Genomic DNA, 18,936 nt, shown 5'->3' with positions numbered 1-18,936 from the left:
GCTAGGTTAGCAATCCGGCTTCCCTCGCTATGCTCGGTAGTTTTTTCATTTCCTCGACCATTCGCGACAACGGACTGTCGCCGCCATCGCGCCGCCAGAGCAGGGGCGCGCCGGCCACCGCGGCGGGCATCATCAGGATGTTGATGAGAGGGATCAGCAGTCCCAGGTAGGTGGCACCGCCGACGTCCAGGCTCTGCCAGCGCTTCTCGCGCAGCCAGATGAGCATCTCGTTCCAGCCCAATTTGTGGTCGTTCACCGGTTAGTTGATGGCCTTCACAAGCGTCATACGTGGGCCGAAAGCCGCAAATTCGGTGGGGCCCTTTGCGGTCAAATCCTGCGATCAGCAGGTCAACAGGGCCGATGGAATGGACGTGGTTCACATCTCCTTCTCGCATGTGAGTAAATGGTTACCCTGCCTCGGGGGCTGTGCCGCCATGGTCCCCAGGCAGGTCAGTCATTTCCGTGATGCGCTGAAACTCTTTCAGATATTCAGGTTGATGCTTTGCTAGCCATCGCACGATTGCCGCATTGGCCAGCAGCTTGGACAGATAACCCCTGATGACGGTGAGATGTAGAACATCCGGGCCGTAATCGTCTTCAACGACCTTGATTTGCATCTGCAAGGCGGCAAGTTCACGTTCCATGCGAGCGATGGACTCTGCTGAAACTTGCTGTTCCGGCTCCGTCTTGTGCTCGAAGGCCAGCAGATTGGCTGGGGTGGCTGCTAGCAAGGCATTGGCGAACATGACGGAGAAGTTCTTGTTCCCAACCATCAACTCGGCTGCTTCGATCTGCCGCAACGGCTTCATCTGGCGGAGTATGTCAAACACTTTCGCTGGACAGTTGGTATCCGCCAGCATGGCGACAGCATCTTCGCAGATACCGTTGAGGAGTCGGAAGCGATGCTTGATGGTCTGCGGTGAAAGCCCCAATGCTTTACCCAGACGTTCAGCCGACACGCCTCGTTCCATGGCTCGCACAATCATCTTGTGGTCTTGGACCGCAGAGAGTCGATTGATGCGTTTGTTGTACGAGTAGGTGTCGTCGTCCAGTGCCACCAGGCAATCGACTTCCAGTTGCCCCAGGTCTTTCAGGGACTCGATGCGCAGGTGACCATCCAGCAAGAAATAATGACCCGGCCTATTGGGAATTGGCATGACGGCTGGTGGTTCTACCAACCCGACATCCTGCACTGAGGCCAGAATCTGTTGATACTTAAGACTGCTCTTGACCGACGGTCGCAGGACTTTCAACGGCAGTATGTTGACGATCTTCACCCGTACGCATTCGCGGAGAAAGCCGCTTTTCGGTGGGGGCGAAGGTACGTGGTCCGGGGATTGTGTCATTAGCTTTTCCCCATCTGCTGTATCCGGGATTGGACCAGCTTTGGCACTGACCCCAGTTTCTCGCCCCGCAGTAGCTCGATAAATTCGTCGGTGTTCAGCAGCTCCTTCAGAGCTTGGGTCGCGAATATCAGACGATCATGGGTATAGGCCGCCTTCTTGACCATCAGTCGCTGTCGTTCGGCTTCTCGTTCGAATAACCGTCGGAGATCGGCGGTTGTCATCCGCTTCTTCTTGGGTTGGCCGCCACCCAATGGGTTGGCTCGGACTAGTTTGTCCCTCTTAGCTCGCAGTTCCAGCAGATGCCGCAGCGTCGTTAACTTCTTGCCTCGGAATCCGTGTTCGTAGGCTTCCGCAAGGAGGTTTTGAATTTCAGCCTCGCTGCTTCTGGCGATATCCGTTGCCATGCTCAACGGAATCAGACCGGTTTCTACGGCGGCCAACAGCTTTTCCTCACCGCGTTCCAGCAACCCGCCGATCATGTTGACCCACGAAGACGTCACCCCTATTCGTTCGGCTATATCGGCATCGCTGTAACCTCGCTCACGCAATCGTCCAACCTCGTTCATCAGGTCAATTGGACGATGCTGTCGTCGAGCCACGTTCTCCACCAGGCTCATGACAAGGCAGTCTTCTTCGTTGGCATCAATGACAAACGCGGGAATCGTTGTCTGTTTCAGTGCTTGGAAGGCTTCCAGCCGGCCTTGCCCACATACAAGGTCGTATTTGTGCGGTCCCCGATCCTCGGCCCTTCGACTGACCGTGATCGGCCGTTTCAAGCCCACGTCCCGGATGTTGTCGATCAGCTCGCGGTGAATTCGTTTGTTCCTAGTTCGGGGATTGAGCACATGGATTTGAGCGATGGGAATGAATTCGACTTGTTCGCGAGAGCCGGCGGGAGCTGTCATGAAACCTCCTTCAGTGGGCTGCGTGCGGCCAATTCGTCTAGAACTGCCAGTGTTTCGAAGCGGTAGCTATCAATCAAAGCGCTGTTCTCTTCGACCAACCGTTGCGGCCAAGACCCCATGTCGAGACGTGGTATCAGGTAGTAGTCCATGGCTTGCTGATTGGCTTGATCCATCCGGACCGCCACGGTGATGTCTGGGGCCAGATGGTTGTCGAAACGTAGCCGCCAACGCAGCGTCCCTGCTGGGGTCGGTTGGCAGCGCGCGATGACGATGGAGGCTGTCCACTCTTCGTTGATGGTCAGAATGTCGCTTTGGGGGTTCCGTTCCACCTCTGCACCGACTTGCCGTAGGTGCGAAGCGACTTCCTCCAAGACTTGGGGGCGCCAGCGGCGTAGGGCGCGATTGATTTCTAGATACCGGTAGTCCCTGTCTGGGGTGTATCCGATCAGCGAATACGCTCGTAGCAACCCGCCGAAACGGCTGATGTAGGTGGTGCTGGACGGCATGCCTTCTTCTTCATCAATAAGAAGGCCGGAAAGTGATCCTGCTCGGTCGAGTAACGCACGCAGCATCGCGAGCATCTGTGCATCGTCTAGGCGATGGCTCCGTTCCAGAATGATTTCCCGGACCTTGGTGAACAACTCAGCAGAAACAATTCCCTGGAATGCGCCATCGCAGCGCACCCACAACTCAGGGGCATTTCGCACGGTCCGTTGCCGCAATTTGGAGGACGTCCGGTTGTAGACGTTGTTGCCGATGTACTTCTCGTTGGTCAGCACCTGGTGAACGGTGCCGCGTGTCCATGGACGGTCCAGATCAGTTGTCAGCCCTTCCGCGTTGAGTCCATCGGCGATGGTGCGTTCAGGTAGTCGGTCGTAGACGAACTGCTGGTAGATGCGTTGGACGACTTCAATTTCTGTTTGAGGTCCGGGTATGAGAATCACGCGGTCAGTCTGAATGCTCTTGTGCTGGCCGCGAGACAATTCCCCCTTGAAATCCTGGCGTTCGTCCAGCAGGGCGCGACGTAGCCCATATCCAGCGGGACCGCCTTGGTGATAGCCGAGCTGAACGAGTCTGCATTGTCCAGCGAATACCTTGGTCGATAACTCCCGGCTGTACTCGCCGGCCATTGAGCGTTTTATGCCCTTATAGATGGTGGCAAGGGGCGAGCCGTCATTGTCGAAAGGCTCCGCGCAGTAAACGACCCGGATTCCGGACCGAGTGCAAAGGTACTCGTAATGGGCGCTTTCATCCGTGTTCTGAAAGCGTCCCCATCGGCTAACGTCGTACACTAGGATGGTTTGGAAGTTGGCGCGACCTGCTTGTACGTCATCAATTAAGCGTCGGAGTGCGTCGCGGCCATCGATGTCCAAACCGCTCTTGCCTTCGTCTCGGTAGGTCTGAACGATGGCCATTCCGTGGCTTGCCGCGTAGGTATTGATTGCTTCCGATTGGTTTTCGGTGGAGTAGCGCTGGTGATCGGTGGACATGCGGACGTATTCCGCAGCCGGCACGAGCCCGTCGGGCGTGGGGGGCGAACATTTCTGGGTGGGGTTTGAGGTCAAGTCGAACTCCCCCGCCGTTGTGAACGTTGCGGCAAGTCCACACAGCTTCCAGCTTCAATGTGACGTGCCTGTGACGGCGAGGCGGAGCTTGCGGAAAACGAAACAAGCACGGCCGCGTTGGCGAATCAGGAGCGGTACATCTCTGGCACGAACAAAAACAGCCACGCTGCCGGGTTTCCTTGTTACTAGTCCGGACTAGGTATCATCCAATTTGTCTACCCCGGCCCCTCACTATAGGCGGAGTAGCGGCAGAGCCATGCTAAGGATTTTGGGAAAAGGCCATTACCCAATAACCGCTTCACCAATTTGCCGGGCGCGGGCGATGAATCGGCTGAGGGCCTCAGGGCGTGGTTGATCGAGTAGTGTGATGAACGTCGCTGTGTTGGGTACATCGTCCGTGACCGGACGGATGATCACATCAGGATGGCTATACAGGGTGATTTGCGAGGCCAGTCCAATGCCGATGCCGTAACCAGCAGCGACCAACATCACCATGGGTTCGTGCCCGGAAACATATTCGGCATTCGTGGGGAACGGCAACGTGGCCTCGTAGAACCAGCGATGAATGACATCGTATCCCCCTGAGCACAATTCCGGATGGCACAGAATCAGGGTGTGCCGAGCCACCTCCTGGAGAGGAATTTTCTCCAAGGAGAGAAGAGGGTGGTTTCGCGGGACAGCAATGATGGGCCGATCCGTCCAGACAACTTCCTTGACGAGCCCTGCGCTGAGCTCGGTATGCACAGTGAAGCCAGCATCGATCTGGTCATGCATCAATGCCTTGACCATCTCGCTGACCGTCATTTCAGCGATCTTCACCTCAGTGAGGGGTTCTTCCTCTCGGCAACGCGCCAGCAATTTGGTCAGGTAGGGTTGTGCAAGACTGTCTGTCAGGCCGATGCGCAGCCGGCCGCGATAGCCTTTCTCAGCCGCACGGACACGGCTCTGGGCGTCTTCCACCAGGCTAAGTATGCGTCGTGCTTCTTCCTGGAAAACTTCGCCCGCCCAGGTCAAACGTATGCGCCCCTTTGTGCGTTGGAACAAACGAACCCCCAATCCGGACTCCAGTTCTTTGATGGCACGTGAGAGGGGAGATGGCTCGATATGGACTCTGGCTGCCGCCCGCGAGAAGTTTAGTTCTTCGGCGACGACCAGGAAGTAGCGTAGGTAACGTATCCGCATACAATAGCCTCCATGCTTGGCTGTGCTCCTCAAGGGCAGGCCGCAAACATCCGGTCTTGAGAGCAGGATGTGCAGGCGGCTCCGTCGCCTGAAGATCGCTCATTGAAACTCCTTGGTGATTGCTAGCCCTTGCCTCGTCACGACTGACAAAGGCATCGGGGCGATTCGTCCTGGTTGTCCCCCTGCTGGATAGGCCGTCTCGTTCACAGGGTTAGTTGCTCGGCCGACGCGGGAGGATCATCACATCCTCGGGGTGGCGGTGGCTGGAACGAGTGTCCTAGATAGAGGGGCGGACATAGGCAAAGTTCCCAGGTCTTGGGGCCAGTGAATTGTGAGGAGAGGCGGCTGGCTCGCTGCCTCAGGTGCTCTCGAAAGAAAAAATCGCACGGGGGTTGCCAGGCCTATCAAACGAGTCCATAATTGCGTCCGCTGCTGAGGCAGTGGTTGCGGAAAGCTCTTATTAATCAAAGGGTTAGAGGCTGGGTCCGAGTCTCGTTTCCCGCTCCAGTTTCACGCGATGACGCCGCCGCAAGCGGCGTCATCGTTTAGGCCGGATGGCAGAGTGGTCATGCAGCGGATTGCAAATCCGTGTACGCCGGTTCGATTCCGACTTCGGCCTCCATCTAAAAAGCCCCGTAGATCAAAAGTCTACGGGGCTTTTTTCATGTGCCCAGGAAACTGGCGTAGTTGCGGGCGCCCAGGCAAGAGCGATCCAGGAAAGCGCAGCAAATGGTGTGCTGTTCAACGCCTAAGTGATTGATTCGAAATTTTATTTGGGCTTAAATCAGCGCCCTGCACCAATGCCCCTCCTGCCCGGATGGCGAAATCGGTATACGCAGAGCACTTAAAATGCTTCGCCCTTTGGGCTTGCGGGTTCGAGTCCCGCTCCGGGCACCATTCAAATCAAGCTCTTGCTGGCCACTCTTTGAGTCTTTTCTTTCGTCACCCAGTTCTTTGCCGGGGTTGCGAGAGCACGTTCAGTTCCAGCACATTTCCAGGCCGGAAGAAAACGATCTAAAAACGTCCTGTCGGAAGCAAAGGGCTTTGCTAGCCTCAATATCAGTAGGTGGATACGCAGACTGATGCGCAAGCGGATAGTGAGGAAACGTGGGGCGCGTTCCGAAGGGTACACGGTTAGAAAGATCTCCCCGATGAGATCCAGCCCTTACGCCGTGTGAAGCAGAAGCGCTTACATGCTTCTGTGGGATGCCTGATAAACCTCGCAAGCCGGAAACCAGCGCCGGCCACCTACTACGAATTCCAGGCCCGCCATGTGCGGGCCTGTTCGTGTCTGGTGATATCTGCTCGACGGTCCTTCCTATATGCTCACCCGACACGGGACCGGAAATGATTCCGTCGTGCTGATGTAGAACCTTTGGCGCTTGCGGGCGGACTAACGCTGATGTTGCGGTGCGCCGGAGGGGCGTATCCGTTGTTTGTTTTTTGGCTGGCTTCAGGGAGCCTGAACGGATCAGGTGAAAGAGGGAAATCGAATGGAATCGAAAGAGCAGCACCTGGTGCGCTTGCTCAGCCTTACGACCCGTAGCCTCACCCATCTCACGGCGGCAATGAGTGAAATGTCGTTCGAGATGATGCGCAGTGAGGATCCGGCGGTGAAGAGCGCAGGACGGCGCATGATCGATCACCTGGCCGCCATAGGCGCCGGGCTTGACCAGCATTGGGAGGCGCTTGCCACCTACAGCGATGTGCCCATCCTTCACGAGAGCACTGAGGCGCTGGTGGAGCTTGAGTTGACGGAAATCCCCCAAGAACCCTGACCAGACGGCCCTCACGGGCCGTTGTTGTTTCTCCGTACTGTCACGTCGCCGTCACGGTCTTGCCATGCAGCTTGGATGGAATCCGCCTATCAATGGTGGAGGGGCTGTCCATGCGACTATGCGTGATTGGTGCGGGTTATGTGGGCTTGGTGACGGCTACCTGTTTTGCCGAGATGGGTAACCAGGTGAGCTGTGTCGAACGCGATCCGTTCCGTCTGGCCCGTCTTCACCGGGGGCAGGTCCCCATCTACGAGCCTGGTCTGGAACCCATGCTCCAGGCTCACCTTGCCAGCGGGCAGCTGAGTTTCACAGCACAGATAGAGGAGGGTATCGACCAGGTCGATATCGTCTTCATCGCTGTCGGGACTCCCAGTGGCGAAGATGGCTCCGCCGACCTTTCCCATGTGCTCGGCGTGGCCGACGAGTTGGGTGCCAGCCTCAAGCGGCCCTGCCTGGTCGTAGACAAGTCCACCGTGCCAGTCGGTACGGCGGAGCGGGTCGCCCAGCGCATCCAGGCTGGCCTCGCTGCCCGTGGCCTGGGCTTCAAGATCCAGGTGGCGAGCAACCCTGAGTTTCTAAAGGAGGGTTCGGCCATCGACGACTTCATGCGCCCGGACCGGGTCATCATCGGCTGTGACGAAGCGGATGCCACCGAGCAGTTGCGCCGCCTCTATGCGCCGTTCCTGCGCAACCATGAGCGGGTGCTTACCATGGGCGTCCGCGCCGCGGAGTTCACCAAGTACGCCGCCAACGCTTTCCTTGCGACCAAGATCTCGTTCATGAATGAAATGGCCGGCATCTGCGCGCGAATGGGCGTGGACATCGAAGAAGTCCGCCGTGGGGTTGGCAGTGACAGGCGAATCGGCACCCATTTCATCTATGCCGGCTGTGGTTATGGTGGTTCATGTTTCCCGAAGGATGTGCGCGCCCTTATCAGGACTGCGGAGCAGGAGGGAATTGAGCCCGGCATCCTGCGGGCAGTGGAAGCACGCAACGCGCTACAGAAGACCCTGCTGTTCCAGGCGCTGCGCGAGCATTTCAACGGCGTCCTGCAGGGCAGGGTGGTGGCGCTCTGGGGGCTGGCCTTCAAGCCAGGCACTGATGACCTGCGGGAAGCGCCCAGCCTGGTACTGCTGGATGCACTTCTGCAAGCCGGTGCTCGGGTGCAAGCGCACGATCCTGCGGCCAGTGCCGGGGTTTCCGCTCGCTATCCCAAAGCGGTGGAGTCGGGCCAGTTGCGCCTGGCGGACTCCCCTTACAGCGCGGCCGAGGGGGCCGACGCGCTGGTGCTTGTCACCGAGTGGAAGCAGTTCCGTCAGCCGAACTTCGAGCGGATTCGTGGTCTTATGCGCATGCCCGTGATCTTTGATGGACGTAACCTCTACGAGCCGGCGCAGCTGGTCGAAGCAGGGTTCCTCTATCGCGGCATAGGACGGCCCGCAAGCGGGCATTGTAAGGCGACTGCGGCCTGATTAGACTGCGCGGCAATTCGCCATAACACCCACCCCAAAGGATCGAAATGATCAAGAAATGCCTGTTCCCCGCCGCCGGTTACGGTACCCGATTCCTGCCGGCCACCAAGGCGATGCCCAAGGAAATGCTGCCAGTGGTGAACAAACCGCTGATCCAGTACGGCGTTGAAGAGGCCCTGGACGCTGGTCTGAGCGAAATTTCCATCGTGACTGGCCGTGGCAAGCGCGCCCTCGAAGACCATTTCGACATCAGCTACGAGCTGGAACACCAGATCAAGGGCACCGACAAGGAGAAATACCTGGTCGGCATCCGTCGCCTGATCGATGAGTGCAGCTTCTCCTATACCCGCCAGGTCGAGATGAAGGGCCTGGGTCACGCCATCCTCAGCGGTCGTCCGCTGATCGGTGACGAACCCTTTGCCGTGGTCCTGGCGGACGACCTTTGCCTGAACCTGGAAGGCGACGGTGTCCTGACCCAGATGGTCAAGCTGTACAACCAGTTCCGCTGCTCCATCGTCGCGATCCAGGAAGTGCCGCGCGAGGAAACCTCCAAGTACGGTGTGATCGCTGGCGAGATGATCCGTGACGACATCTTCCGCGTGAACAGCATGGTGGAAAAACCCAAGCCTGAAGATGCCCCGTCGAACCTGGCGATCATCGGACGCTACATCCTGACGCCGGACATCTTCGACCTCATCGAACAGACCGAGCCGGGCAAGGGCGGTGAAATCCAGATCACCGATGCGCTGATGAAGCAGGCGCAGGACGGCTGCGTACTGGCCTACAAGTTCAAGGGCAAGCGCTTTGACTGCGGCGGCGCGGAAGGCTACATCGAAGCCACCAACTACTGCTTCGAGAACCTGTACAAGACCGGCAAGGCCTACTGATCGGCCACGCCACGCAGAGGGCCGCCTTCGGGCGGCCTTTTCATTGGGCCCGGGAAAGGCCTGTAGGGGTGAATTCATTCGCTATGTCTGCGTTAGCGAGGCCAAGAAACTTGTAGGAGCTGCTTGCAACACGTCATGCAGACATAGCCAGTTCATTCGCCAAGCAGGCTGAAGGCCTGCCAATGAGGATCAGACGGGGTCGTATTGCGTCCCTGGGCGTCAGGGAATCGGCAACGCCTCGGATCCCGGCCCCAGTGGTTGGCCGTAGCTGAACTCCACGTAGTTGCCCGCCGGGTCGCGCAAGCCGCAGTAGTAGCCCACGGGGTAGGGCTCGTCTCGCGGTGGCCAGATCAGACAGCCAGCCGCCGCGGCCTGGGTGGCAATGGCGTCGACCCGCTCGCGGCTGTCCACGGCGAAACCGAAATGGCTGTAGTCGTCGGTGGCGAGGTGGCGATCATGACCGCCGGGCATGATCACGAAGATGAACTGGTGTTCCTTGCCGGGTTCCGCCATCCAGACGATCTTCGACCCCTTGGCGGCGCGCTCGTGGATCACACGCATGCCGCAGAAATCGGCGTAGAAGCGGATGCAGGGTTCCAGCTCCGGTACATGCAGGGCCACATGGGTGAGGGTGGGGCGCATGGGACTCTCCTTCTCGATGCCTCAAGGATAGGCCTGGCAACTGGCCAGAGACAGATCTTCCGGTATGCTTGCGGCTTGTTTCTGGAGACTTGCCATGGCTTACGATTTTGACCTCTTCGTCATTGGTGCCGGTTCCGGCGGTGTGCGTGCGGCACGCTTTGCGGCCGGCTTCGGGGGCCGCGTGGCCATCGCCGAGAGCCGCTACCTGGGCGGCACCTGCGTCAATGTCGGCTGCGTACCGAAAAAGCTGCTGGTCTACGGTGCCCACTTCGCCGAGGACTTCGAGCAGGCTCAGGGTTTCGGCTGGTCGCTGGGCGAGGCCGGCTTCGACTGGCCGACCCTGATCGGCAACAAGAACCGCGAGATCCACCGCCTCAACGGCATCTATCGCAACCTGCTGGTGAACAGCGGCGTCACCCTGCTCGAAGGCCACGCCAAACTGGTTGACCCGCACACGGTGGACGTTGCCGGTCAACGTTGCACCGCCAAGCACATTCTCATCGCCACCGGCGGCTGGCCGCAGATCCCCGACATCCCCGGCCGCGAGCTGGCCATCAGCTCCAACGAGGCCTTCTTCCTCGAACAACTGCCCAAGCGCGTGCTGGTCGTGGGCGGTGGCTACATCGCCGTCGAGTTCGCGTCCATTTTCCATGGCTTGGGTGCGCAGACGTCCTTGCTCTATCGCGGCGAACTGTTTTTGCGCGGGTTCGACGACTCAGTGCGCCATCACCTGCGTGATGAGCTGGGCAGGAAGGGGCTGAACCTGCACTTCAATTCCGACATTGCCCGCATCGAGAAACAGGCCGATGGCAGCCTCCTGGCCACCCTCAAGGACGGCCGTCACCTGGAGACCGACTGCGTCTTCTATGCCACCGGCCGCCGTCCGATGCTCGACAACCTGGGGCTGGAGAACACTGGCGTCGAGTTGGACGAGCGTGGCTTTGTGAAGGTGGATGAGCAGTTCCAGACTACCGAGCCGTCCATTCTCGCCCTGGGCGATGTGATCGGCCGTGTGCAGCTCACGCCCGTGGCGCTGGCCGAGGGGATGGCCGTGGCGCGCCGCCTGTTCAAGCCGGAGGAATACCGCCCGGTGGATTACGAGCACATCCCCACTGCCGTATTCAGCCTGCCGAACATCGGCACTGTCGGCCTGACCGAGCAGCAGGCGCGCACCAAGGGTTACAAGGTGAAGCTCTTCGAGAGCCGTTTCCGGCCGATGAAGCTGACCCTCACCGAGAACCAGGAACGCACCCTCATGAAACTCGTGGTGGACGCTGAAACCGACCGCGTCCTCGGCTGCCACATGGTCGGTCCGGAGGCAGGTGAGATCGTCCAGGGGCTGGCCGTGGCGATCAAGGCCGGTGCTACCAAGCGCATCTTCGACGAAACCATCGGCGTGCATCCCACTGCTGCCGAAGAGTTCGTCACCATGCGTACGCCGGTAGGTGCCTGACCCTGAATGGAGCAGCTCTTCTACCTTTCCGATCTGTTTGGCGTGGCTGTCTTCGCCATCACCGGTGCCCTGATGGCGGGGCGCAAGTCCATGGACCTGTTCGGCGTGCTGGTGATCGCCATCATCACTGCCCTGGGTGGCGGCACCCTGCGTGACGTCATCCTCGGTAACCACCCGGTGAGCTGGATCAGGGACGATACTTATATCCTGGTCGCCTCCCTGGCGGCCGTGGGCACGGTGCTCTGGGTGCGCATGACCCGGCCGATCAACGAAACCGGCCTGTTGCTGGCGGACGCCTTCGGCCTCGCGGTGTTTACCGTCTACGGCACCGAAGTCGCCCTTCAGCACAACCTGCAGCCGGGCACGGCGGTGATCATGGGCGTGATCACCGCCGTCGGTGGTGGTGTGCTACGCGACATCATCTGCAACGAGGTGCCGCTGATTTTTCAGAAAGAGATCTACGCGATTGCCTGTATCGCCGGCTCCCTGGTGTTCATCGGCTTGCGCGAAGTGGCGCTGCCTGCCTGGCTGGTCACCGCCGCGGCCATGCTGGTGGTGCTGCTGATTCGCCTGGCGGCCATCCACTGGAAACTCTCGCTGCCGCGCTTCCACCTGCTCGACCGGGACTGACGCCATGATTGAACGCCTCGACCACCTCGTGCTTACCGTCGCCGATATACCCCGCACCCTGGAGTTCTACCAGCGGGTGCTGGGGATGCATCACGAAACCTTCGGCAACGGCCGCCACGCGCTGGCGTTCGGCCAGCAGAAGTTCAACCTGCACCAGGCTGGTCGGGAGTTCGAACCCAAGGCCGCGCTCCCAACACCTGGCGCCATCGATCTTTGCCTGATTACCCGCTGGCCCCTGGAGCGGGTGCTGGAGCACCTGGCGGAGCAGGGCGTCGATGTGGAGGAGGGGCCGGTAATGCGAACCGGCGCTCTCGGCCCGATCGAGTCGGTCTACTTCCGCGATCCAGACGGCAACCTCATCGAAGTCAGCCGCTATCCCGAGTAAGGCTTTTCATTCTCAATCGCTGGCGAAATCCGCTAAACCCGCGACACTGGATGCAATCGCCCGAGTCCATTTCAGGTTGGAGGAATACAGCATGTCCAGGATCGCGCTTCTGTTTGCATTGTTCTTGGGAATCGGTCTTGCCCAGGCCGAGATCAAGACCCGTGAAATCCCGTACAAGGGCCCGGACGGTACCGCCCTGATCGGCTATTACGCCTACGACGATGCCATCGCCGGCAAGCGTCCGGGTGTGGTGGTAGTCCACGAATGGTGGGGCCTCAATGACTACGCCAAGCGCCGCGCCCGTGACCTCGCTGCCTTGGGCTACAGCGCCCTGGCGATTGACATGTACGGCGATGGCAAGAACACCGAGCATCCGGCCGATGCCCAGGGCTTCATGGAAGCAGCCCTGGCCAGCGCGCCGGCGGCCAAGGCGCGCTTCCTTGCCGGACTCGATCTGCTCAAGGCGCAGCCCCAGACCGACGCCAGCAAGCTGGCCGCAATCGGCTACTGCTTCGGTGGCAAGGTGGTGCTGGACATGGCCCGCGCGGGTGTGCCCCTGGCGGCGGTAGTGAGTTTCCACGGCGTGCTGGCCGCCACCTCGGCGGCCAAGCCGGGCGACATCAAGGCCAAGGTGCTGGTGGAGCATGGTGAGAAGGACACCTTGGTGCCTATGGCTTCGGTCAATTCGTTCAAGGAGGAGTTCGACAACGCCAAGGCCGATTACCGTGTCGTCGTCCAACCCAACGCCAAACACAGCTTCACCAATCCGGACGCCGATCGACTCAGTCATGCCGGGCATGGCAGCGAGAAGGGGCCTGACCTGGGCTACAGCAAAGTCGCCGACGAAAACTCCTGGAACGATATGCAGGAACTGTTCAAGGAAGCCTTCGCGCAACCTTGATGCTCGGTTGATGCACCCTGCACGCAACGTGCAGGGTGTCGGCGCCTTGGCATTCTCCGGCCATCGGCTAGAGTTTCGGAAGACGGCAACTCTTGCGGGATTCGCGGCATGTTCAATGCCATAGGCGCCTATGTCAGGGGAGTGGAATGGTTCAACCGTGTGGTTGGCCGCTTCGCCATGTACCTGATTTTCGTGATGCTGGCCGTCCTCCTGTATTCGTCGACTTCCAAGACCTTCTTCACGCCGTCGATCTGGACCCTGGAGTCGGCGCAGTTCCTGATGGTCGCCTATTTCCTGCTGGGCGGCGCGTATTCCATGCAGCTCGACGCCCATGTGCGCATGGACCTGATCTACGGACGTTTCAGCCCTCGGACGCAGGCCGTCCTCGATGCGCTCACGGTGGGATTTCTGCTCTTCTACCTGGCGTTGCTGCTCTACGGTGGCATCTCTTCGACCCAGTACGCCCTGGAGTATAAGGAAACCAGCTACTCGTCCTGGTCACCGCAGATGGCGCCAATCAAGGTGGTGATGACGTTCGGCATCTTGTTGATGCTTCTGCAGGCCATCGCCAACTTCTTCCGCGACCTGGCCGTGATCCTGGGCAAGGAGCTTCCATGAGCTACGAGCTCATCGCACTGCTGATGTTCAGTTCGATGATGCTGCTCCTGCTTACCGGCAAGCGGGTGTTCGGTGCCATCGGCTTCGTCGCTGCTGCGGCCTCGCTGTTGCTATGGGGCGATGGCGGCTCGGAGATGGCCTTCAGTGCGGCCATGAAGCTGATGAAGTGGTACCCGCTGCTGACCCTGCCGATGTTCGTGTTCATGGGCTACATGCTTTCCGAGTCGCGCATTGCCGACGACCTCTACCGCATGTTCCACGTCTGGATGGGACCACTGCACGGCGGACTGGCCATCGGCACGATTTTCCTGATGGTGGTGATCGCGGCCATGAATGGTCTCAGCGTCGCGGGCATGGCCATTGGCGCCACCATCGCCATGCCAGAGCTCCTCCGACGGGGCTACGACAAGATCATGGTCACCGGCGTGATTCAGGCGGGCAGTACCCTCGGCATCCTGATTCCCCCCAGTGTCGTGCTGGTGCTCTACGGCATGATCGCCCGCCAACCCGTGGGTCAGTTGTGGCTGGCGGGTGTGTTTCCCGGCCTGCTGATGGCGGCGCTCTTCATCCTCTACATCGTCATCCGCTGTCGCCTGCAACCGCAGCTCGGGCCACCGCTGAGTCGTGAGGAGCGTGAGCAGATCACCTGGGGTGAGCGCATTCGCCTGCTACGCGCAGGGTTGGTGCCGCTGTTCATCTTCCTGACCATGACCGGGCTGTTCCTGCTGGGCTACACCAGCCTGGTGGAAAGTTCCGCCGTGGGGGCTCTGGGCGCAACCCTGGCGGCGCTGATCCAGGGGCGTCTGACCCGACAGGTGATGGAGGAAACCCTGCGCAAGACGCTGGGCATCACTTGCATGTTCATGTGGATCATCCTTGCGGCGCTGTGCTTCGGAGCGGTGTTCGACGGTCTCGGTGCGGTCAAGGCCATCGAGGGGCTGTTCGTTGAGCAGATGGGCTTGGGTCCCTGGCATATCCTTATCCTGATGCAACTGTCCTTCATCATCATGGGCATGTTCCTCGATGACACCGCCATGCTGGTGATCGTCGCACCGCTTTATGTGCCGCTGGTGGGCGCGCTGGGCTTTGACCTGGTCTGGTACGGCGTGCTCTACACCATCACCTGCCAGATGGCCTACATGACGCCACCCTTTGGCTACAACCTGTTTCTGATGCGAGCAATGGCGCCGCCGGAAGTGACCTTGAGGGACATCTATGTCTCCGTGGGCCCCTTCGTGATCGTGATGATCGTCACCCTGGCGCTGGTAATGATCTTCCCCGACATCGCCCTCTGGCTGCCCCGGTGGCACTACGGCGCGGGACAATGAATTGTCAGGACCGGCAGCACGACCAGCAGCAGTTCCTGGCGTGACGGACATGAAGTTGAAGTGAAGGGTCTCATGCCGACCTGAGAAGCTGCGCCGCCCCCGGCGGCGCTGGGTTGGGCGGGTGCCAGGCACCCCCTTCCACTCTCCAGGAGGTAACCGCATGAGTACCAGACGTACGTTTCTCAAAGGCGCCGCCGTCGCCACCGGCGCGGTGGGCGCCACGACGCTCGGCGCACCGTTCGTGCATGCCCAGTCCGGCAAGAAAATCACCTGGCGCCTGCAGACCTACGCCGGGCCCGCCCTGGCCGAACACGTGATCAAACCGTCGATCGAGGCGTTCAACAAAGCCGCCAACGGCGAGATGGAGATCCAGCTCTATTTTGCCGATCAGCTCGTACCCACGGGTGAACTGTTCCGCGCCATGCAGAAGGGCACCATCGACGCAGTGCAGAGTGACGATGACTCCATCGCCGCCCCCGTGGACGTAGCGGTATTCGGTGGCTACTTCCCCTTTGCTACCCGCTACAGCCTGGATGTCCCCACGCTTTTTCATCAATGGGGCCTGAACAAGATCTGGGAAGAAGCCTATGGCGAAGTGAAGGGCGTTACCTGGCTGGGTGCCGGTTCCTGGGACCCGTGCAACTTCGCCACGGTACAACCTATCCGCAGCCTCGCTGATCTCAAGGGCAAGCGGGTGTTCACCTTCCCGACGGCGGGCAAGTTCCTCGCGCGTTTCGGCGTGATACCTGTGACGCTGCCCTGGGAGGATGTGGAAGTGGCGGTGCAGACCGGCGAGCTCGATGGCATCGCCTGGTCCGGCATCACCGAGGACTACACGGTGGGTTGGGCCAACGTCACCAAGTACTTCCTCACCAACAACATCTCAGGTGCCTGGATCGGTTCCTACTTCGCCAACTCCGAGCGCTGGGCCGAAGTTCCCGAGCACCTCAAGACGCTGTTCCGACTGTGCATGGACAGCTCCCACTATTACCGCCAGCACTGGTACTGGGGCGGCGAAGCCAAGCTGCGGGTGGAAGGCACCAAGTTGCAGCTCACGTCCATCCCAGACGAGGAATGGAAAACGGTCGAAGATGAGGCGCATAAGTTCTGGGACGAGATCGCCAAGACCAGCCCACGTTGCGCCAAGGTCGTCGAGATCTTCAAGCAGTACAACGCCCTGATGACCAAGGCCGGCCCACCGTACCGCTACTGAAGCTGTGGCCCGGTCCGGCGGTGAGGCTGGACCGGGCACCTGACCAGAAGGAGTTGTCATGAACCTGTTGCGTTGCGTATCGCCGGTGGATGGCTCGGTCTACGTCGAGCGCCCGCTGGCCACGCCAGCCGAGGTCGTTGCCGCGTTGGAACGCGCGGAGTCGGTGCGCGGGGCCTGGAAGAGCACGCCGGTGGCCGGACGTGTCGCCCTTGTCCGTCGCGCCATCGGGGCCTTCGCCGCCCGTGAGGCACAACTGGCCGAGGAGCTCTGCTGGATGATGGGCCGGCCCATCCGCTATGCGCCGGGGGAGATTCGCGGATTCGTCGAGCGCGCCAGCTACATGGCGGATATCGCCGAAGAGGCGCTGGCGGATATCCATCTGCCAGACAAGCCCGGCTTTACCCGGTTGATCCGCCGCGAGCCATTGGGCCTGGCGTTTGTCATTGCGCCTTGGAACTACCCCTACCTGACGGCGGTGAATGCCGTGGTGCCGGCTTTGCTGGCGGGCAACTGCGTGCTGCTCAGGCATTCCGCGCAGACCCCGCTGTGCGCCGAACGCATGGTCGAAGCCTTCGTCGAGGCGGGCTTGCCGCCAGGCGTGTTGCAGTATCTGCACCTCAGCCACAGCGACACGGAGCGGCTGATCCAGGCCGAGCCGGTTCGTCACGTGGCCTTTACCGGCTCCGTGGCGGGCGGCGCCATGGTCGAACGTGCCATTGCCGGGCGCTTCATCAGTTCCGGGCTGGAGCTGGGCGGCAAGGACCCAGCCTATGTTCGAGCCGACGCCAACCTCGGCCACGCCGTGGAAACCGCCATCGACGGGGCCTTCTTCAATTCCGGCCAGTCCTGCTGCGGCATCGAACGTATCTACGTGCACGCCGATCGCTATGACGCATTCGTCGAGCAGGCTGTGGAGCTGGTTGGGCAATACCGCCTGGGTCGCCCCGACGATCCCGAAACCACTATGGGCCCGCTGGTGCGCCCCGAGGCGGCGGAGTTCGTGCGGGCGCAGATCCGCGACGCCGTGGGGCAGGGCGCAAGGGCCCATCTGGACCCGTCGACATTCGCCCTGGATAGCGCCGGCAGCGCTTACCTGGCACCGCAGGTGCTGACCAATGTGCATCACGGCATGCGCGTTATGAGCGAAGAGTCCTTCGGTCCGGTGGTGGGTATCCAGAAAGTGCGTGACGATGAGGAGGCGCTGGCACTGATGAACGACAGCCCCTACGGCCTGACCGCCGCGATCTTCAGCCAGGACGAAGCCAGCGCCCTCGCGCTGGCCGATCGGGTCGAGGCTGGCACCGTCTTCCTCAACCGTTGCGACTACCTGGACCCGGCCTTGGCCTGGACCGGCGTCAAGCAATCCGGGCGTGGCTGCACGCTGTCGCGGGTGGGTTACGAGCATCTGACTCGACCCAAGTCCTTCCACTTCAAGACCAGCCTGTGAGGCGTGCCATGGACTCTAGCCACTTCCGCATGAACTGGAACTACCCGACTTCGGTGCGTGTCGGCGTGGGCCGCATCGCCGAGCTGAACACCGCCTGTCGCGAACTCGGCATGCAGTCGCCGCTGCTGGTCACCGATCCCGGTCTTGCCGCACTGCCGATGATCGACGCGGCCCTGCGCCAGTGCCGAGATGCAGGGCTGGGTGCCGGGCTGTTCCATCAGATCAAGGGCAACCCGACCGGGCCGAACGTGATGGATGGCGTAGCGGCCTTCAAGGCCGGTGGCCATGACGGGGTGATCGCCTTTGGCGGCGGCTCGGCGCTGGATGCCGGCAAGGCCATCGCCCTGATGGTGGGGCAGGATCGCCCGCTCTGGGATTTTGAAGACATCGGTGACAACGCCTCGCGGGTCAACGTCGCCGGCATGGCCCCGGTGGTTGCCGTACCCACCACGGCCGGCACCGGTTCGGAAGTGGGGCGCGCAGCGGTCATCACCGACGACCAGGTGCACATCAAACGCATCATCTTCCACGCCCGGATGCTGCCGGCCATCGTCATCCTCGACCCGGAACTCACCGTCGGCCTGCCACCGAAGATCACCGCCGCCACCGGCATGGATGCGTTGTCCCACAGCCTGGAAGCCTACTGTTCACCGCTCTATCACCCTATGGCCGAAGGCATTGCCCTGGAAGGCATGCGACTGGTCAAGGACTACCTGCCGCGCGCCAGCGCCAAAGGCCACGACATCGAGGCCCGATTGCAGATGCTGGTGGCCTCCAGCATGGGGGCCACCGCCTTCCAGCGTGGCCTCGGTGCCATGCATGCCCTGGCCCATCCCCTCGGTGCGCTGTACGACGCCCACCACGGATTACTCAATGCCGTGCTGATGCCCTATGTGCTACAGGCGAACCGCGCCCACATCGAAGGCCCGATGGCGCGGCTGGCGCGTTACCTCGGATTGCCCAAGGCCGGATTCGCCGGGGTGCTGGATTGGGTGGTGAACCTGCGCGGCGAACTGGACATCCCCCACAGCCTGGGGGAAATCGGCATTGACGACGCACGCATAGAGCAGGTCGGACGCATGGCCGAAGTCGATCCGTCGGCAGGCACCAATCCGGTCCAGTACGACGCCAGGACCTACAGCCAGATATTCGAGAAGGCTTTGCACGGCCGTCTGTGAACCCTA

The 18,936-nt window shown here is 60.8% G+C and carries 17 protein-coding genes, 2 tRNA genes and 1 pseudogene; 14 read left to right on the top strand and 6 right to left on the bottom strand.

What is annotated here, in order from left to right; translation table 11 throughout:
- Position 1: 1 nt before the first annotated feature.
- From FFS60_RS07470 to FFS60_RS07450, 5 genes and pseudogenes are all read right to left on the bottom strand, one after another.
- A pseudogene (locus FFS60_RS07470) lies at positions 2-259 on the bottom strand (hypothetical protein); the annotation flags it as partial.
- 148 nt (positions 260-407) lie between these two features.
- Entirely contained in the window at positions 408-1,346 is a 939-nt protein-coding gene (locus tag FFS60_RS07465; protein ID WP_137821580.1) for a plasmid partitioning protein RepB C-terminal domain-containing protein, read from the bottom strand.
- Entirely contained in the window at positions 1,346-2,251 is a 906-nt protein-coding gene (locus tag FFS60_RS07460; protein WP_137821579.1) for a plasmid partitioning protein RepB C-terminal domain-containing protein, read from the bottom strand. Before FFS60_RS07460 ends, FFS60_RS07465 begins: the two co-directional genes overlap by 1 nt.
- Entirely contained in the window at positions 2,248-3,765 is a 1,518-nt protein-coding gene (locus tag FFS60_RS07455) for a recombinase family protein (protein ID WP_256658052.1), read from the bottom strand. Before FFS60_RS07455 ends, FFS60_RS07460 begins: the two co-directional genes overlap by 4 nt.
- A 333-nt stretch (positions 3,766-4,098) precedes the next feature.
- On the bottom strand, positions 4,099-4,998 hold the full coding sequence (locus FFS60_RS07450; protein WP_137821577.1) for a LysR family transcriptional regulator: 900 nt from the start codon (positions 4,996-4,998) through the stop codon (positions 4,099-4,101).
- Between the two features lie 548 nt (positions 4,999-5,546).
- Here FFS60_RS07450 and FFS60_RS07445 point away from each other — a divergent pair.
- The 5 genes from FFS60_RS07445 to galU all read left to right on the top strand — a co-directional run bounded on the left by FFS60_RS07445 (position 5,547) and on the right by galU (position 9,135).
- Positions 5,547-5,620, top strand: a tRNA-Cys gene (locus tag FFS60_RS07445).
- Positions 5,621-5,809: 189 nt separating this feature from the next.
- Positions 5,810-5,895 (top strand) — tRNA-Leu (locus tag FFS60_RS07440).
- Positions 5,896-6,491: 596 nt separating this feature from the next.
- Positions 6,492-6,776 (top strand): hypothetical protein, encoded by a 285-nt coding sequence (locus tag FFS60_RS07435; RefSeq protein ID WP_028628027.1) that lies wholly within the window; start codon positions 6,492-6,494, stop codon positions 6,774-6,776.
- A gap of 110 nt (positions 6,777-6,886) precedes the next feature.
- Positions 6,887-8,248, top strand: a complete 1,362-nt coding sequence (locus FFS60_RS07430; protein WP_137821576.1) for a UDP-glucose/GDP-mannose dehydrogenase family protein — start codon at positions 6,887-6,889, stop codon at positions 8,246-8,248.
- Positions 8,249-8,295: 47 nt separating this feature from the next.
- Complete coding sequence (galU, locus tag FFS60_RS07425; RefSeq protein ID WP_028628025.1) at positions 8,296-9,135, top strand: UTP--glucose-1-phosphate uridylyltransferase GalU; 840 nt, start codon at positions 8,296-8,298, stop codon at positions 9,133-9,135.
- Positions 9,136-9,354: 219 nt separating this feature from the next.
- Here galU and FFS60_RS07420 read toward each other — a convergent pair whose 3' ends face one another.
- Positions 9,355-9,777 (bottom strand): VOC family protein, encoded by a 423-nt coding sequence (locus FFS60_RS07420; protein ID WP_028628024.1) that lies wholly within the window; start codon positions 9,775-9,777, stop codon positions 9,355-9,357.
- Between the two features lie 94 nt (positions 9,778-9,871).
- Between FFS60_RS07420 and gorA the strand changes: the two genes are divergently transcribed.
- From gorA to FFS60_RS07375, 9 genes are all read left to right on the top strand, one after another.
- Complete coding sequence (gene gorA / locus FFS60_RS07415; protein WP_137821575.1) at positions 9,872-11,230, top strand: glutathione-disulfide reductase; 1,359 nt, start codon at positions 9,872-9,874, stop codon at positions 11,228-11,230.
- Between the two features lie 6 nt (positions 11,231-11,236).
- Positions 11,237-11,860, top strand: coding sequence for a trimeric intracellular cation channel family protein (locus FFS60_RS07410; protein WP_028628022.1), 624 nt, complete (start codon positions 11,237-11,239; stop codon positions 11,858-11,860).
- Between the two features lie 4 nt (positions 11,861-11,864).
- The gene (locus FFS60_RS07405; RefSeq protein ID WP_137821574.1) at positions 11,865-12,245 is read left to right on the top strand and encodes a VOC family protein; all 381 of its coding nucleotides are present in this window, start codon (positions 11,865-11,867) and stop codon (positions 12,243-12,245) included.
- A 91-nt stretch (positions 12,246-12,336) separates the two neighbouring features.
- Complete coding sequence (locus FFS60_RS07400) at positions 12,337-13,146, top strand: dienelactone hydrolase family protein (RefSeq protein WP_137821573.1); 810 nt, start codon at positions 12,337-12,339, stop codon at positions 13,144-13,146.
- A gap of 108 nt (positions 13,147-13,254) precedes the next feature.
- Entirely contained in the window at positions 13,255-13,764 is a 510-nt protein-coding gene (locus FFS60_RS07395; protein ID WP_028628019.1) for a TRAP transporter small permease subunit, read from the top strand.
- The gene (locus FFS60_RS07390; protein ID WP_028628018.1) at positions 13,761-15,092 is read left to right on the top strand and encodes a TRAP transporter large permease subunit; all 1,332 of its coding nucleotides are present in this window, start codon (positions 13,761-13,763) and stop codon (positions 15,090-15,092) included. Before FFS60_RS07395 ends, FFS60_RS07390 begins: the two co-directional genes overlap by 4 nt.
- A gap of 160 nt (positions 15,093-15,252) precedes the next feature.
- Positions 15,253-16,305: a TRAP transporter substrate-binding protein gene (locus tag FFS60_RS07385; RefSeq protein WP_028628017.1), complete on the top strand. Its 1,053-nt coding sequence runs from the start codon at positions 15,253-15,255 to the stop codon at positions 16,303-16,305.
- A gap of 58 nt (positions 16,306-16,363) precedes the next feature.
- The gene (locus FFS60_RS07380) at positions 16,364-17,752 is read left to right on the top strand and encodes an aldehyde dehydrogenase family protein (protein ID WP_137821572.1); all 1,389 of its coding nucleotides are present in this window, start codon (positions 16,364-16,366) and stop codon (positions 17,750-17,752) included.
- An 8-nt stretch (positions 17,753-17,760) separates the two neighbouring features.
- Positions 17,761-18,930 (top strand): iron-containing alcohol dehydrogenase, encoded by a 1,170-nt coding sequence (locus FFS60_RS07375; RefSeq protein ID WP_028628015.1) that lies wholly within the window; start codon positions 17,761-17,763, stop codon positions 18,928-18,930.
- Positions 18,931-18,936 lie beyond the last annotated feature (6 nt).

Origin of the sequence: Pseudomonas sp. D(2018), assembly GCF_005502555.1 — a bacterium.
GTDB lineage: Bacteria > Pseudomonadota > Gammaproteobacteria > Pseudomonadales > Pseudomonadaceae > Metapseudomonas > Metapseudomonas resinovorans.
This window is presented reverse-complemented; position numbering and strand designations above follow the sequence as displayed.